General features: G+C 70.2%; 11 protein-coding genes. 4 read left to right on the top strand and 7 right to left on the bottom strand.

The window, feature by feature from the left end; translation table 11 throughout:
* Positions 1-2: 2 nt before the first annotated feature.
* Complete coding sequence (locus C1737_RS16375; protein ID WP_102418902.1) at positions 3-1,445, bottom strand: amidase family protein; 1,443 nt, start codon at positions 1,443-1,445, stop codon at positions 3-5.
* Between the two features lie 45 nt (positions 1,446-1,490).
* Complete coding sequence (locus C1737_RS16370) at positions 1,491-2,231, bottom strand: MBL fold metallo-hydrolase (protein WP_068091895.1); 741 nt, start codon at positions 2,229-2,231, stop codon at positions 1,491-1,493.
* 100 nt (positions 2,232-2,331) lie between these two features.
* On the opposite strand from C1737_RS16370, the gene fgd reads away from it, so the two are divergent.
* Genes fgd through C1737_RS16355 form a run of 3 tightly spaced genes read left to right on the top strand, consistent with a single transcriptional unit; the run spans position 2,332 to position 6,563 of the window.
* Positions 2,332-3,342: a glucose-6-phosphate dehydrogenase (coenzyme-F420) gene (gene fgd, locus C1737_RS16365; RefSeq protein ID WP_067919956.1), complete on the top strand. Its 1,011-nt coding sequence runs from the start codon at positions 2,332-2,334 to the stop codon at positions 3,340-3,342.
* Positions 3,335-5,413 carry a phosphate acetyltransferase gene (pta, locus tag C1737_RS16360; RefSeq protein WP_067919954.1) on the top strand — a complete coding sequence of 693 codons (2,079 nt, stop codon included), beginning with the start codon at positions 3,335-3,337 and terminating at the stop codon, positions 5,411-5,413. Before fgd ends, pta begins: the two co-directional genes overlap by 8 nt.
* The gene (locus tag C1737_RS16355; RefSeq protein WP_231985698.1) at positions 5,406-6,563 is read left to right on the top strand and encodes an acetate kinase; all 1,158 of its coding nucleotides are present in this window, start codon (positions 5,406-5,408) and stop codon (positions 6,561-6,563) included. Before pta ends, C1737_RS16355 begins: the two co-directional genes overlap by 8 nt.
* Here the strand turns inward: C1737_RS16355 and C1737_RS16350 are convergent.
* Together C1737_RS16350 and C1737_RS16345 are read right to left on the bottom strand one after the other, a co-directional pair.
* Positions 6,552-7,733 carry a DUF1501 domain-containing protein gene (locus C1737_RS16350; protein WP_102418901.1) on the bottom strand — a complete coding sequence of 394 codons (1,182 nt, stop codon included), beginning with the start codon at positions 7,731-7,733 and terminating at the stop codon, positions 6,552-6,554. The two genes, C1737_RS16355 and C1737_RS16350, sit on opposite strands and share 12 nt — an antisense overlap.
* Positions 7,734-7,745: 12 nt before the next feature.
* A complete protein-coding gene (locus C1737_RS16345; RefSeq protein WP_067919949.1) occupies positions 7,746-9,059 on the bottom strand; it encodes a DUF1800 domain-containing protein in 1,314 nt (437 codons plus the stop codon).
* An 84-nt stretch (positions 9,060-9,143) separates the two neighbouring features.
* Here C1737_RS16345 and C1737_RS16340 point away from each other — a divergent pair, with 84 nt between their 5' ends.
* Positions 9,144-9,995 (top strand): DUF559 domain-containing protein, encoded by an 852-nt coding sequence (locus C1737_RS16340; RefSeq protein ID WP_102419980.1) that lies wholly within the window; start codon positions 9,144-9,146, stop codon positions 9,993-9,995.
* Positions 9,996-10,072: 77 nt separating this feature from the next.
* On the opposite strand, the gene C1737_RS16335 is transcribed toward C1737_RS16340, so the two are convergent.
* The 3 genes from C1737_RS16335 to glnX are packed head-to-tail and all read right to left on the bottom strand — an operon-like array spanning position 10,073 to position 14,654.
* Positions 10,073-12,349, bottom strand: coding sequence for a serine/threonine-protein kinase PknG (locus C1737_RS16335; RefSeq protein ID WP_102418900.1), 2,277 nt, complete (start codon positions 12,347-12,349; stop codon positions 10,073-10,075).
* Positions 12,349-13,335, bottom strand: a complete 987-nt coding sequence (locus C1737_RS16330) for a glutamate ABC transporter substrate-binding protein (RefSeq protein WP_067927001.1) — start codon at positions 13,333-13,335, stop codon at positions 12,349-12,351. Before C1737_RS16330 ends, C1737_RS16335 begins: the two co-directional genes overlap by 1 nt.
* Positions 13,335-14,654, bottom strand: a complete 1,320-nt coding sequence (glnX, locus tag C1737_RS16325; RefSeq protein WP_067927005.1) for a protein kinase G-activating protein GlnX — start codon at positions 14,652-14,654, stop codon at positions 13,335-13,337. Before glnX ends, C1737_RS16330 begins: the two co-directional genes overlap by 1 nt.
* Positions 14,655-14,732 lie beyond the last annotated feature (78 nt).

The raw sequence follows: 14,732 nt of genomic DNA, 5'->3' as shown, positions 1-14,732 counted from the left end.
CCCTAAGCCGGTGTGGGGTACCGCGCGGCCGGTGGACGGCGCTGCGCCCACGGGCGCACCGATTCCAGTTGCGCGGCAAGGGAAATCAATGTTGACCCATCGTGGGGCCGCCCCACCAGATGGACCGCTTCGGGCAGGCCGCCGGCCGAGATCCCGGCCGGAATCGACATGGCCGGTTGTCCGGTGTAGTTCTGCGGCGGGGTGAACGGCATGAACGCCAACACCCGCGCCATGGCGCGCGTGGGGCCCAACCCGTCGAGGTGCCCGACGGGCACCGGCGGCTTACCCAGCACCGGCGTCATCAGCACGTCGCAATCGGCGACGGGCCGCAGCCCACGCTCGCTCATGCGGTCGCGGGCGGCCAGCGCGCGGTGAGCCAGCCAGTCGGGGATCAGCCGGGCGGTGCGGCCCTCGGCCCGAATCCGCCGTTCCAGTAGCTCCGGTGTGGGCAGCCGCTCGATTTCCTCGGCGAGCCCGTGCATCATCAGCGCGAACACCGAGAGAATCGCGGGCAGCGGGTAGACCGGATCACGCTCAACGACTTCGTGACCGAGCGAGCGCAGCAACTCGGCCGTCTCCAACACCGGCCGGCGCACCTCCTCGCTGACCGGCACGGGAATCACCGGTTTGAACGACATCGCGATCCGCAGCCGGCGCGGTGGGCCCGCCGCCGCGTCCGTCAACGGAGGTGCCGGCGACACCGAGGCGATCTCGTCGTCGGGCTCGGCGCCGGCCATCGCGTCGTGCAGCAGCGCCGCGTCGGCGACGCTGTGGGCCAGCGTTCCGATGTGGTGCAGCCCGTGGAATCGATAGGCCCGCTCGGGTGATTGCTTGGTGCTGATCCAGCCGCGCTGGCCCTTGAGTCCCACCACCCCGCAGCACGCGGCCGGAATGCGAACCGAGCCGCCCCCATCGGTGCCCAGCGCCCCGGGCACCATGCCGGCCGCCACCGCAGCCGCCGAACCACCGCTGGAGCCCCCCGTGGTCCGGTTCGGTCGCCACGGATTGCGTGTCACGCCCCACGTCGGCGACTCGCACATCGGGACGGCACCGAACTCGGGCAGATGCGTCTTGCCGATGATCACCGCCCCGGCGGCCCGAAGGCGCCGCACCGCCGCGCTGTCGCTGCTCACCGGCCCGGTGTCAATCCCGGTGCCGCACATCGACGAAACCCCCGCCACATCGGTGTCGTCCTTGACCGCGATCGGCACGCCCGCCAGCGGCAGCATCTCCCCGGCGGCCAGCCGCCGTTCGACGTGTGCGGCCTCTGCCATCGCCTGCTCGGCCAGCACGACGCGAAATGCGTTCAACGCCGGGTCCAGTTCGGCTATCCGCTCCAGGTAGAGCGCCACCAACTCGCGGGGAGAAACCTCACGATCGCGCACCAAGCGCGCCTGCCGCGCCACGCCGGCGAAGGCCAGGCCCTGGATATCGACGGTGGTCATCCGTGCCCCTTCGCGCCCACCCCAACCGAGTGTAGGCCCACGTCGTCAGGCGCCGGCCAGCGCGAGCGCCGCGGCGGTCGCCTCCCGGATCGGTCCGCGCCACACGTCGCCGTGCCCGGGCAGCAGGACCTCGGTGTCGAGCAACGCCAGCGCGGACAGGGTGCGGAGGCAATCCCGTTGGCTGTGGCTGAAAATCTCCGGCAACAGCTGCGGCCCGCGGTGGCGTAACAGCGGGTGGCCGGTGATCAGCGCGTCGCCGCTGACGAGCACGCCGTCGACCAGGTACGAGCAGTGTCCGTTGGTGTGGCCGGGGCTGAAGACGGGCCGCGGTTGGCCCGGCAGGCCCGCGGCCACCTCGGCGGTCAGCGGCTGGGCGGTGGGGATGCCGTCGCGGATCAGGCCGCCGCTGCGGACCACGTGGGCCGTCCACCTCGCCCAGCGCGGGCGCCAGATGCGCAGTGCCACATCGATAGTCGACACCTGCTCCAGGTACTCCCGTTTCGCGTGCCCCACCTCGTCGGCGTGACAGTACACCGGCACGCCGTGCTCGCCGGCGAGCCAGATCGCCGAACCCAGGTGGTCGATGTGGGCGTGGGTCAACAGGACGGCGCGCACGTCGGCCACCCGGTAGCCCAGCTTGGCCAGCGAGCCCAGGACGTCCTCGCGGTCCCCGGGATAGCCGGCGTCGATCAGCATGACGCCGGTGCCGTCGACGACCAACGTCCAGTTCACGGCGTGCCCCTGAGCGAGGTACACGGTGTCGGTGACCTGAACCAGCTGCGCCATGCCCGCGAGTGTAGGAGCGATCGCCGCGAGGAGTGATCGCAAGCGCGGCGAAGCCGGGCGCGGCGGGTCGCGACCGTCAACCTAGGAGTAGAAATGACCCGTGGCTGAACTGAAACTTGGATACAAGGCATCCGCCGAGCAATTCGCACCGCGTGAACTCGTCGAACTCGCCGTGGCCGCTGAGGGTCACGGCATGGACAGCGCAACCGTCAGCGACCACTTCCAGCCGTGGCGGCACGAGGGCGGGCATGCCCCGTTCTCGCTGGCCTGGATGACCGCCGTCGGCGAACGCACCGAGCGGATCGTGCTGGGCACCTCGGTGCTCACGCCGACCTTCCGCTACAACCCCGCCGTCATCGCACAGGCCTTCGCCACCATGGCCTGCCTGTACCCGGACCGGATCTTTTTGGGTGTGGGCACCGGCGAGGCGCTCAATGAGATCGCCACCGGATACGAGGGCGAGTGGCCCGAGTTCAAGGAGCGGTTCGCCCGGCTGCGCGAATCGGTGCGCCTGATGCGCGAGCTGTGGCGCGGCGACCGCGTCGACTTCGACGGCGACTACTACCGGCTCAAGGGCGCCTCGATCTACGACGTGCCCGAGGGCGGCGTCCCGATCTACGTCGCCGCCGGCGGCCCGGCGGTGGCCAAGTACGCCGGGCGGGCCGGCGACGGCTTCATCTGCACCTCCGGCAAGGGCGAGGAGCTCTACAAGGACAAGCTGATTCCGGCCGTCTTAGAAGGGGCAGCGGCCGCGGACAGATCCGTCGAGGACATCGACAAGATGATCGAGATCAAGATCTCCTACGACCCCGATCCCGAGCTGGCGCTGGAAAACACCCGGTTCTGGGCGCCGCTGTCGCTGACCGCCGAGCAAAAGCACAGCATCGACGACCCGATCGAGATGGAAAAGGCCGCCGACGCGTTGCCGATCGAGCAGGTCGCCAAGCGCTGGATCGTGGCGTCCGATCCCGACGAGGCCGTCGAGAAGGTCAAGCAGTACGTCGACTGGGGGCTCAACCACCTGGTGTTCCACGCCCCCGGCCACGACCAGCGCCGGTTCCTGGACCTCTTCGAAAAGGACCTGGCCCCCAGGCTGCGGCGACTTGGCTGAACCGTCCGCGATCTACGTCGCCGCTCCGGAACCGGAGACCGGCAAGTCGACGCTCGCGCTGGGGCTGCTGCACCGGCTGACGGCGACCGTCGCCAAGGTCGGCGTGTTCCGTCCCATCACGCGGGTCACCGACGGCAAGGACCGCGACTACATCCTGGACCTGCTGCTGCAGCACACCACCGCGGGCGTGCCCTATGAGCAGTGCCTCGGTGTGACGTACCAGCAGCTGCACGCAGACACCGATACCGCGATCGCCACCATCGTCGACGCCTACCACGCGATGGCCGACGACTGCGACGCGGTGGTGATCGTGGGCAGCGACTACACCGACGTCGCCCGGCCGGCCGAGCTGTCGGTCAACGCCCGCATCGCGGTCAACCTCGGGGCGCCGGTACTGCTCACGGTCAGCGGCCGGGGCCGCACCCCCGAGGAGATCGCGCGCGTCGTCGAGGTGTGCCTGGCCGAGCTGGCCGCCCAGCGCGCCCACACCGCCGCGGTGGTGGCCAACCGCTGCGAACCGGCGCGGCTGGGGGAGGTCGCCGAGGCGCTGGAGGCCTTCCCGCAGCGCAGCTACGTGCTGCCCGAAGAACCGCTGCTGTCCGCGCCGACGGTGGCCGAACTCGAAAAGGCCGTCGGCGGAACGCCCGTCAGCGGTGAGGAATCGCTGCGGGAACGCGAGGTCACCGGCGTGCTGGTCGCCGGGATGACCGCCGACCACGTCCTGGAACGGCTGGGCGACGGCATGGCGGTCATCACCCCCGGTGACCGCTCGGACGTGGTGCTCGCCGTGGCCAGCGCCCATGCGGCCGAAGGCTTTCCGTCGCTGTCGTGCATCATCCTCAACGGTGGCTTCCGGCTCCATCCGTCGATCGCTTCGCTGGTCGCCGGGCTGCGGCTGCGACTGCCCATCATCGGTACCACGCTGGGCACCTACGACACCGCGAGCGCGGCCGCCGCCGCCCGGGGCCGCGTCACGGCCAGCTCGCAGCGCAAGATCGACACCGCGCTGGAGCTGATGGACCGCTACGTCGACGTCTCGGACCTGCTTGCGCAGCTTGCCATCCCGATACCCACGGTGACCACGCCGCAGATGTTCATCCACCGGCTGACCCTGCAGGCGCGTTCGGATCGCAAGCACATCGTCCTTCCCGAGGGCGACGACGATCGCATCCTCAGGTCGGCCGGCCGGGTGCTGCAGCGCCGCGTCGCCGACCTCACCGTGCTCGGCGACGAGGCGCAGATCCGCCAGCGTTCGGGCGAACTCGGAGTGGACCTCGACGGTGCGCACGTGATCGACCCGCTCACCAGCGACCTGCGCTTCCGGTTCGCCGACCAGTACGCAGAACTCCGCAGGGCCAAGGGTGTCACCGTCGAGCATGCCCGCGAAATCATGCGCGATGCAACGTATTTCGGCACCATGCTGGTGCACAACGGCATGGTCGACGGCATGGTGTCCGGCGCCGCCCACACCACCGCGCACACCGTTCGCCCCGCCTTCGAGATCATCAAGACCGTCCCCGACGTCTCCACCGTGTCCAGCATCTTCCTGATGTGCCTGCCCGATCGCGTGCTGGCCTACGGCGACTGCGCGATCATCCCGAACCCGACGCCCGAACAGCTGGCCGACATCGCGATCTCCTCCGCGCGCACCGCGGCGCAGTTCGGCATCGAGCCGAGGGTTGCGATGCTGTCGTACTCCACTGGCGAATCGGGCACCGGGGCCGACGTCGACAAGGTCAGGAAGGCAACGGAATTGGTCCGGCTCAGGGCACCGCAATTGCCGGTCGAGGGCCCCATCCAGTACGACGCCGCGATAGAGCCGTCCGTCGCGGCCACCAAGCTGCGCGACTCGCCGGTGGCCGGCCGCGCCACGGTGCTGGTCTTCCCCGACCTCAACACCGGCAACAACACCTACAAGGCCGTCCAGCGCAGCGCCGGGGCGATCGCGATCGGGCCGGTGCTGCAGGGCCTGCGCAAGCCGGTGAACGATTTGTCCCGCGGCGCGCTGGTCGAAGACATCGTGAACACCATTGCCATCACCGCGATCCAGGCGCAGGGCATCCGTGGCTAGCGCCGGCCGGGTTGTGCTGGTGATCAACTCCGGGTCGTCCTCGCTGAAATACCAGTTGCTCGACCCCGACTCCGGCGCGGCCCGGGCGACCGGGAACGTCGAGCGGATCGGCGAGGGGTCGTCCCCCGTCCGCGACCACGACGCCGCGCTGCGTCAGGCCTTCGACACGCTGTCCGAGCAGGGCATCGACCTGCGTGCCTGCGGCCTGGTGGCCGTGGGCCACCGAGTCGTGCACGGCGGCAACACCTTCTACCGGCCCACACCGGTGGATGACGCGGTGATCGACAAGCTCGACGAGCTGTCCGAACTGGCGCCGCTGCACAATCCGCCCGCGGTCAAGGGCATCGAGGTGGCCCGCAAGCTGCTGCCCGACGTTCCCCACATCGCGGTCTTCGACACGGCGTTCTTCCACGACATGCCGCCCGCGGCCGCGACCTATGCCATCGACCGCGGGCTGGCCGAGCGCTGGAAGATCCGCCGCTACGGCTTCCACGGCACGTCGCACCGGTACGTGAGCCAGCAGGCCGCCGACTTCCTGGACCGGCCGCTGCGGGGACTGAAACAGATTGTGCTGCACCTGGGTAACGGCTGCTCCGCTTCGGCGATCGCCGGCACGCGTCCCCTCGACACGTCGATGGGCCTGACGCCGCTGGAGGGCCTGGTGATGGGCACCCGCAGCGGTGACATCGACCCCAGCATCGTCAGCTACCTCTGCCACACCGCGAACATGACCGTCGACGAGGTCGAGTCCATGCTCAACCAGCGGTCGGGGGTGCTGGGCCTGGCCGGCGAGCGCGACTTCCGGCGGCTGCGCACCATGATCGAATCCGGCGACGGCGCGGCGCAATTGGCCTACAGCGTGTTCACACACCGGCTGCGCAAGTACATCGGCGCCTACCTGGCCGTTTTGGGGCACACCGATGTCATCACCTTCACCGGCGGCATCGGGGAAAACGACGCGGCGGTGCGTCGCGACGCGGTCGCCGGCCTGGAGGAGTTGGGCGTCGTGCTCGACGAGCGCCGCAACCTCGGCGGCGGCAAGGGCGCCCGGCAGATCTCCGCCGATGAATCCCCGATCGCCGTGCTGGTGATCCCGACCAACGAAGAGTTGGCCATCGCCCGCGACTGTGTGAGCGCACTAGGCGGTTAGGAAGCCCAGGCTCTTGCGGCCGGCGCCGACCGACGGCGTGGGATCGGTCCCGACCGTCCGCACCAGCAGCTCGTGGTACACGTCGCGAAAATCGGTGGTGTACTTCAAATCCCCGTCGTCGAGGTCGGTGAGGCCGGGTTCCTCGCCGTAGAAGCCGCCGCGCACGGGCGTGCCCGCGACCAAGACGGGGGCGGCGGTGCCGTGATCGGTGCCCTGGGATGCGTTGGCGCGCACCCGGCGGCCGAACTCCGAATACGCCATCACCACCACGTTGTGGCCGGCCACGTCCCGCAGGAACCGGGTGACCGCCTCGTCGAACGTCCCGAGCAGCCGTTGCTGCGTGTCGCGTTCACCGGCGTGGGTGTCGAAACCCCCCAGTTGCGCCGCGTAGACGCGTGTCGGCACGCGCGCCCGCACCGCGGCGGCCACCATGTCAAGCTGCGCGGACAGCGAGTTGCCCTGGCGCCCGGACGCTTTCAGCGATCCGAACGTCTTGCCGGTGCTGCGCGCGGCGCGGTAGGACTTGCACACGGCGGCCATCGCCGGGCTGTCGCCGGGGTCGTCCGTCCCGAGCGCGCCCATCAAGGCGTCGAGGCCCTGTTCGTCGGGCGACCGGGTCGTGGAAAGCGCCGCGGCGGTGTGCTTTTCCCCGACCGCGAGCGCGGGCAGCACGGGCCCGATGTTGACCGCCCGCAGCGGGTCGTCGCCGGTGGCGTCGAGCCAGCGGCCGATCCACCCCGTCGACACGGGCTCGGCCGGTGACGCCGTCTGCCAGATGTCCATGGACCGGAAGTGGCTGTGGTCGGGCCGTGGATAGCCCACGCCCCGCACGATGGCCAGTTGCCGCTGGTCCCACAGTTGGGCGAGGCCCTTGAGTGCGGGGTTGAGTCCCAGCGTCTGGTCGAGGTGCAGCACGTCGCCGGGGGCGTAGGCCAGTTCCGGCCGGGCGTCGTGATAGGCGTTGTCGGCATAAGGAATCAGGGTGTTGATCCCGTCGTTGCCGCCGGCGAGGGTGATCAGCACCAGCACGCCCGCCCCGTCGGCCAGCGGGCGGTCGTGGGCCGCGCGCATCAAATCGGGCCACTCGACCGCCACCGCGCCGGAGAGCAGGCCGACCGCGCCGGCGCCGGCGCTGGCGATCAGGAACTTGCGGCGATTCATCTCGGGCATCGTCGGATCTCGCTATGAGGTCAGGTATTCGGGCGTGTTGACGGCGGCCGCGATCAACCGCGGCGGGGTGCGCACCAGGGGCCGCAGCGCCGTGGCGGTCCGGTCCGACCAGTCTCCGACGCCGATCAGGTAGCCGACCGCGTCGACGCGGTCGGCGGGCGCGGCGCCCTCGATGCCGGACAGGTCGCCGGCGTGTGCGAGCCGGGCGGCGGCCCGCAGCCGCGCTTCGGCGCTGGCGGTGGACAGCCACACCTGGCCCTGCGGCCAGCCGCCGACGCTCGGCGGGTAGAAGGGCCGTTGGCCCAACGCGTGCAGCGTCGCGTCGGCGAACTTTCCGGTGGCGCCGTCGAGGGGCACGCGCAGGGCGCGCAGCACGCCGACGAGCCATTCGACCGGGGTGTTGACGACGGTGGCGCGGCCGGCGACGAATTCGTCGGCGGTGAGGATCGCCCGGGTCAGCGCCCGCAGGTCGCGGCCCGGTCCGTAGGCGGAGACCAGCCTGTCCAGCGTGGGGGCCGACGGCGGGTCGTCGGAGGCCAGTTGCCGCCACAGCCGTCCGGCGACATACTCCGCCGACTTGGGCTGCGCCAGTACGGCATCGCAGAATCCGGCGGCGTCGAAGTCGCGGGTCAGCCCGAACAGCGTCTTGGCCGTCCCGTCGTGGCGTTTGGCGGCCAGCGAGGTGTGCCCGTCGGCGCCGATCACCCACCCCGTCAGCGCGCGGGCGCCGTTGCGGACGTCGTCCTCGGTGTAGCCGTTGCCGTGCCCGAGGGCGAAGAGCTCCATGAACTCCCGCGCCAGGTTTTCGTTGGGCGCCTTGGCGGTGCTGCTCTGCCCGTCGAGCCAGCGCAGCGTCGCGGCGTCGGTCAGGATCGCATAGGCCAGGGTGCGGAAGTCGCCCAGCGACAGCGTGCGCAGCTTCTGGTTCTGCGCGGCCATGTACGCGGCCACCCGGACCTTCTGCGCCGAGGTGGCAAAGTGGTTGTGCCACAGCAGGGTCAGCTTCTCGCCGAACGGCTGCCGCACGCCGACCATGCGGCGCAGCCACCAGTCGGACAGCGCGCCCTGCTGTTCGGTCAGCTGCTGGTTGTACCGTTTGCGGGCCGCCGGCGTGGCGCCCTTCCCGGGCGGGCCGGGCGGCTGCAGCGTGGGCATGGGGGTGGCGAGCGCGCCCGGGTCGGCGTCGGGGTCCGCGGCGAGCATGGCGTCGACATGCCGCGGCCAGCCCGCGGTGAGCACGGCGTCCACCTCGGGTCCGGTCACCCCGAACCCGGCCCGCCGCAGCACGCGGGCGGTGGTGATCCATGCGGTGGACTGGCCGGGCATGCGTCAACTGTGCGGCATATACCTATGTTTTCGCTGTGGATGGGCGCACACGTGTTCAGCCGCGCGCGTGCGAGCGTTCCCGGCATGGATCCGTTCATCGGCACCGAGGCGCTGGCGGCCGGGGTGGTGACCCGGCATCAGCTGAGAACGCGCTATCGCGCCGTGTTCCCGAACGTCTACGCCTCGAGCGACGCCGAGCCATCGCTGGAGACCCGGATCCTGGCGGCCTGGCTGTGGTCGGGGCGTCGGGCGACGATCGTCGGGGCCGCCGCCGCCAGACTGCATGGCACCGAATGGATCCCCGACAGCGTGCCCGTCGAGCTGGTGCACACGAATCCCCGGGCACCCATCGGGGTGCTGACGCGGCGCGCCGCGCTGCGGGACGGCGAGACGCAGAGCATCGGCGGGTACACCGTCAGCACGCCCGAACGCACCGCCTTCGACATCGGCAGGCGCGGGGCCGTGCGCTCGGCCGTGGCGCGCCTCGACGCGTTGGCCAGGGCGACGGGCTTCAAGGCCGACGACGTGCTGCGCGTCGCGCGGTGCCACCCGGGCTCACCGGGCCTGCGGCGATTGGAGACAGCGCTAGACCTGGTCGACGCCGGCGCGCAGTCGCCCAGGGAGAGCTACCTGCGGCTACTCCTGATCGACGCCGGTCTGCCGCGGCCGCGGACCCAGATACCGGTGTTGGATGCCGACGGCATCCCGTTCGCCTTCCTGGATCTGGGCTGGGAGGAGCCCATGGTCGCCGTCGAGTACGACGGCGACCAACACCGAACCGACAGAAGGCAATACGTCAAGGACATTCGGCGGAGGGAAACGCTGGAGCGGATGGGGTGGATCGTTGTGCGGGTGGTCGCGGAGGACCGGCCCGCCGCTATCGTGCGGCGGGTTCGTGCCGCGCTGGGCGAATCGCGTGTGCGCTCACGGCTTTGAGTGTGCGCCCAGGGCGGGGCGGTACGGCGTGTCGCCGCCCTAGACGCACACGCGATCGCGCAAGGGGCGGACGAAACCTAGAACGTGCTGGTGGGCCGCACCTTGTTCGCCATGTCCACCAGCGCGTAGCGGTGTCGCTGGGTGGGGGCGACCCGGGCCAGGTTGCGCAGCGCCGCCTCCACGCCCAGCCGCAGCCCGTGCTCGGTGAACGGGAAGCCCAGGATGTGGTTGGTGCTGGCCTTGTTGTCCTCCAGCCAGTCCATCGCGCAGCCCAGCACCAACGCGCGGATCTGCAGCACGCGCGGTTCGGTGGGCGGCAGCGCCTCCACCCGCCGGGCGGCGTCGCGGATGTCCTCCTCGCTGATCTCGCTCTTCGTCCGTCCGGACAGCAGGGTCACCGCACTGGTCAGGCGCGCGGTGGTGAAATGCCTTGAGGTGGGCGGCACCTCGTCCAGGGTGCGCACCGCGGCGGCGCGATCGCCCTCGGCGGACAGCCATCTGGCCAGACCGAAGGCGGCCGAGATCACCCCGTCATTGGTCTTCCACACGGTCTGGTAGTACTTCTGATTGTCGACGTTGCCGGACAACTCGGCGGTGGCGGCCAGCGCCAGTTTGGGCGCCAGCTCGCCGGGGAAGGTGTCCAGCACCTCGGTGAAATGCGTTGTGGCGGAGTCATAGTCGCCGGTGAGCAGTTCGGAGACGGCCCGGTACCAGACCAATCGCCACTGCCAGCCCACCCGCTCGGCCAGGTCGTCGAGCTTCCTGGTGGCCTTGGCCACGTCACCCAGGTCCAGCAGCGCGCGGACCTCCATCAGCGGCAACTCGATCGACTCGGACACCTCGACGCCGTCGGCGTCCAGCGTGCCGTGCCGCGCCGCGCGCAACGAGTCCAGGGTCTGCACCGGCTGGGAGAGCACCGTCGCCTGCAGTACCGGGGCGGCGACGTCGGCCGGGTCCACCAGCGGCACCTGCAGCGCGGTCACGATCTCGCGCGCCGTCAACCGCTCCGAATGGATCTGGCCGTCCAGGTAGACGTCGGTGTGCGCGACCAGCAGGTCCACCCCGAACGTTGAGCGGCTGGGGCTGAAGATGGTCGACAACCCGGGCCGCGGCACCCCGGTGTCCTGGGCCACCACCTCCCGCAACACGCCCATCAGCTGGGCGGACAGCTCCTCCGTGGTGGCGAACCGGCGCCGCGGGTCGGGGTCGATGGCCCGGCGCAGCAACCGGCGGTACGAGTCGTACGTCGTCAGCACGGGATCGTCTTCGGGCAGGCCGTCGACGTAGCGGCCGTTGCGGGTGGGCAGGTTCACCGTGAGCGCCGCCAGGGTACGGCCGACGGTGTAGATGTCGGTGGCGATCGTCGGGCCGGTCCGCACGATCTCGTGCGCCTGGAACCCCGGGGTGCCGTAGAGATAGCCGAACGAATTGACCCGCGACACCGCGCCCAGGTCGATCAGCTTGAGTTGCTCCTCGGTGAGCATGATGTTCTCCGGCTTGAGGTCGTTGTACACCAGGCCGATCGAGTGCAGATAGGTCAGCGCGGGCAGGATCTCCAGCAGGTAGGCGATGGCCTCGGCGACCGGCAGCTTCTTGTCCTTGCCGTGCTTGAGCGGCTGCCCGCCGATGTACTCCATGACGATGTAGCCGACCGGGTTGCCGTTGCGGTCCTTGTGCTCGACGAAGTTGAAGATCTGCACGATCTGCGGGTGCACCACCTCGGCGAGGAACTGCCGTTCGGCCATGGCGATCGCCTGCGCCTCCGCGTCACCGGAGTGCACCAGGCCCTTGAGCACCACCGGGCGGTCGTTGACGTTGTGGTCGACCGCCAGGTAGACCCAGCCCAGTCCGCCGTGCGCGATGCAACCCTTGACCTCGTACTGCCCGGCGACGATTTCCCCCGGATTCAGCTGCGGCAGAAACGAATACGCGCTGCCGCAGGCGGGGCACCAGCCCTCCGACTCGCCCTTGACGCCCTTTTTCGACCGGCCGACCGGCTTTCCGCAGTTCCAGCAGAACCGCTTGGCCTCCGGCACCACCGGGTTGGTCATCAGCGCCTCGAGCGGGTCGATGTCGCGCACCCGCGGGATCTCGACCAGTCCGCCGCCGAGGTGTCTGACCGGCGGCAGCACCCGCGTCCCGATCGTCACCCGGTCTTGCGAATCGGTGTCCAGGGTGCCCAGCGAGATGTGCGGGAAATCGTCGTCGTCATCGTCGAAATCGGGACGGAAGAGCGCCTGGGTGGCCTGGATTCGCCCCGTCGTCGGGCCGCCCTGCGTGTCCGGCGGTTGGGTGCCCGGGCTCACGTCTTCGGGGCCCGGTTCCGGCTGTTGGGTCTTCTCCGACTCGGTCATCAGTCGGAATACCTCGGCGTGGGCGGGGCGGGCGCGGGTCCCAGCACCGTCAACCACTTGCGGTACAACGTGTTCCACGTGCCGTCCCGGCGGATCCGCTCCAGCGTGCCGTTGACGAACCGCAGCAGTGGCGTGTTGGTGAGGTTGACCCCGATGCCGTAGGGCTGGGTGGCCATGTTGGGCCCGACGATGTGCAGGTAGGGGTCCTCTTCGACCAGCCCGGCCAGGATCGAGTCGTCGGTGCTGACGGCGTCGATCTCGCGCTGCTGCATCGCCACCAGGCAGTCGGCCCAGTTGACCACCGACACGATGACGGGGGGCGGGTCGATCTGGCGGATCCGGTGCAGCGACGTGGTCCCCTTCGCCACGCAGACCCGCTTGCCGGACAGGTCGCCCACCTTGGCGATGGGCGAGTCCCGCGGGGCCAGGATGCGCTGGTTGGCGTCCAGGTAGACGGTGGAGAAGTTGACCTCCTTGCGCCGCTCGCAGGTGATGGTCATGGTCTTGACCACCACGTCGACCTCGGAGTGCTGCAGCGCGGTGACGCGCTCGTCGGACGACAGGATGCGGTACTCGACGTGCGACGGGGCGCCGAAGATGTCGCGGGCGATCTCGCCGGCGATGTCGACGTCGAAACCGGTGATCTCCCCGGTGATCGGGTCGCGGAAGCTGAACAGGTTGCTGCCGATGTCGAGCCCGACGATCAGCCGGCCGCGGGCGCGGATGTCGGCGACCGCGGCGTCCGCCTCGGCCTTGGTGGGGAAGGGCCGCAGGCTCGCGGTCAGGTCGCAGCCCTGGCTGGGGTCGTCCGGCGGCAGCGGCGGCTCCGGCGGCAGCTGCTGCATGCCGACCGGGGTGGGCGGCGGCAGCGTCGGCACCTTGGCGACCGTGAGCGACTCGGTGTGCGAGCATCCCGCCAGCACCCCCACCGTTGCCAGCGCGGCGAGCACGGCGCCCGCCCGCCGCAACCGGGCCGGCCGCGTCATTATCGATACTCTTTCAGCCGCGGCCACAGGCCCAGCGCCACCGCGATGGCGGCGCCGAGGCTGAGCACCACGCCGCCGACCTGCGCGCCGGACAGCCCGCTGCGGGCGTTGAGGACGTCGTTGCGCAGGTGGGTGCGGCTCTGGTCCATGGCCTTGACCAGCTGGTCTTCCAGCTTGTCGAACGCGGGGGTGGAGTCGTCTTCGCTGCTGCCCAGGGCGACCTGGGTGGCCGCCCGGTAGTTGCCGACCGAAATGTAGGAGTTGATCCGGTCGTTGGCCTGCCGCCAACGCAACAGCAGCTGGTCGGCGCCCTGCAGGTCGGGTTTGTCGACGGCGTCGCTGCGCACCATGTACTGGTCGAGCTGCTGGTGCATGGAGTCGATCCGCTGATAGAACGACTGCTTGCGCTTCTCCTCGTCCCCGCGACGGATCAGCGATAGCGTCTCGTCGGCCCGCGCCTGCTGGGCGGTGATCGCGACGTTGGTCACGATCCGCAGCGAGTCGGCGGCGGTGTTCTTGGCGCTACGGCTGGCGGTCGTGGAGATGGTCAGCGCTGTTCCGACCCATACCACCATGACGAGAATAGCGAGGCCGCCCACGACCAGGCCCGGATTGATCCGGCGCCGGGTGCGCCGGGCCAGCCAGCGATGGGCGAAGGCGCCGAAGACCGCGGTGGCGGTGACCACCAGGATGACCGGCGCCGGGATCTGCGTCGACGCGGTGGTTTCCGCATCCACCCGCTCCGACGTGGCCTGATACAGCTGCGCGGCGTCCGGCAGGATTGTCGACTGCATCAGCCCGGAGGCCTCCGACAGGTACGACGACCCGACCGGGTTGCCCTCCCGGTTGTTGGTCCGCGCGATCTCGATCAGGCCGGTGTAGACGGCCAGTTCGGCGTTGATCCGGCCCAGCAGCTGCACCAGCGGTTCGTCGGTGAGCCCGCTCGAGGCCCGGGTCACCGCCACGGCGGCGTCGGTGATGGCCTGCTCGTAGCGTTGCCGAACGGGCGGCGGCTCGGCTTCGGCGATGAACGCCGTGGCCGCCGCCGCGTCGGCCACCGACAGCGTGGTGTACAGCCGTCCGGCGGCGAACGACAGCGGTTCGGTGTGATTGAGCACCGTCGTCAGCACCTGCTGCCGGTGGTTGATGGTGGTCGAGGTGGCGAACGCGCAGATGCCGCCCAGCACCGCCAGGACGATGCCGATCGACAGGATCCGGCCCGGCGTGGTCGAGATGAACCACCAGCGCGGATGGGCTGGCTCGGCCGGCGACCGCGACCCCTGCGGCTCTGTCGACGGGTGCGCCAGCTCAACCGTCACGTGTTATCAGCCCTCATCTTTCGCGGCCACTGGAACGCTGCACCAACTCTATAAGCGAATTCTAAGAGAATGTTCCGC

It is taken from the genome of Mycobacterium sp. 4858, from assembly GCF_900240975.1.
In the GTDB taxonomy this organism is placed as follows: domain Bacteria; phylum Actinomycetota; class Actinomycetes; order Mycobacteriales; family Mycobacteriaceae; genus Mycobacterium.
This window is presented reverse-complemented; position numbering and strand designations above follow the sequence as displayed.

What these genes read in the sequence shown, in the direction of transcription:
- C1737_RS16345 (WP_067919949.1), bottom strand. Translation starts at nt 9,059, where the DNA reads ATGCCCGGCCAGTCCACCGCATGGATCACCACCGCCCGCGTGCTGCGG.
- C1737_RS16350 (WP_102418901.1), bottom strand. Translation starts at nt 7,733, where the DNA reads ATGCCCGAGATGAATCGCCGCAAGTTCCTGATCGCCAGCGCCGGCGCC.
- C1737_RS16375 (WP_102418902.1), bottom strand. Translation starts at nt 1,445, where the DNA reads ATGACCACCGTCGATATCCAGGGCCTGGCCTTCGCCGGCGTGGCGCGG.
- C1737_RS16330 (WP_067927001.1), bottom strand. Translation starts at nt 13,335, where the DNA reads ATGACGCGGCCGGCCCGGTTGCGGCGGGCGGGCGCCGTGCTCGCCGCG.
- C1737_RS16335 (WP_102418900.1), bottom strand. Translation starts at nt 12,349, where the DNA reads ATGACCGAGTCGGAGAAGACCCAACAGCCGGAACCGGGCCCCGAAGAC.
- C1737_RS16370 (WP_068091895.1), bottom strand. Translation starts at nt 2,231, where the DNA reads ATGGCGCAGCTGGTTCAGGTCACCGACACCGTGTACCTCGCTCAGGGG.
- C1737_RS16340 (WP_102419980.1), top strand. Translation starts at nt 9,144, where the DNA reads ATGGATCCGTTCATCGGCACCGAGGCGCTGGCGGCCGGGGTGGTGACC.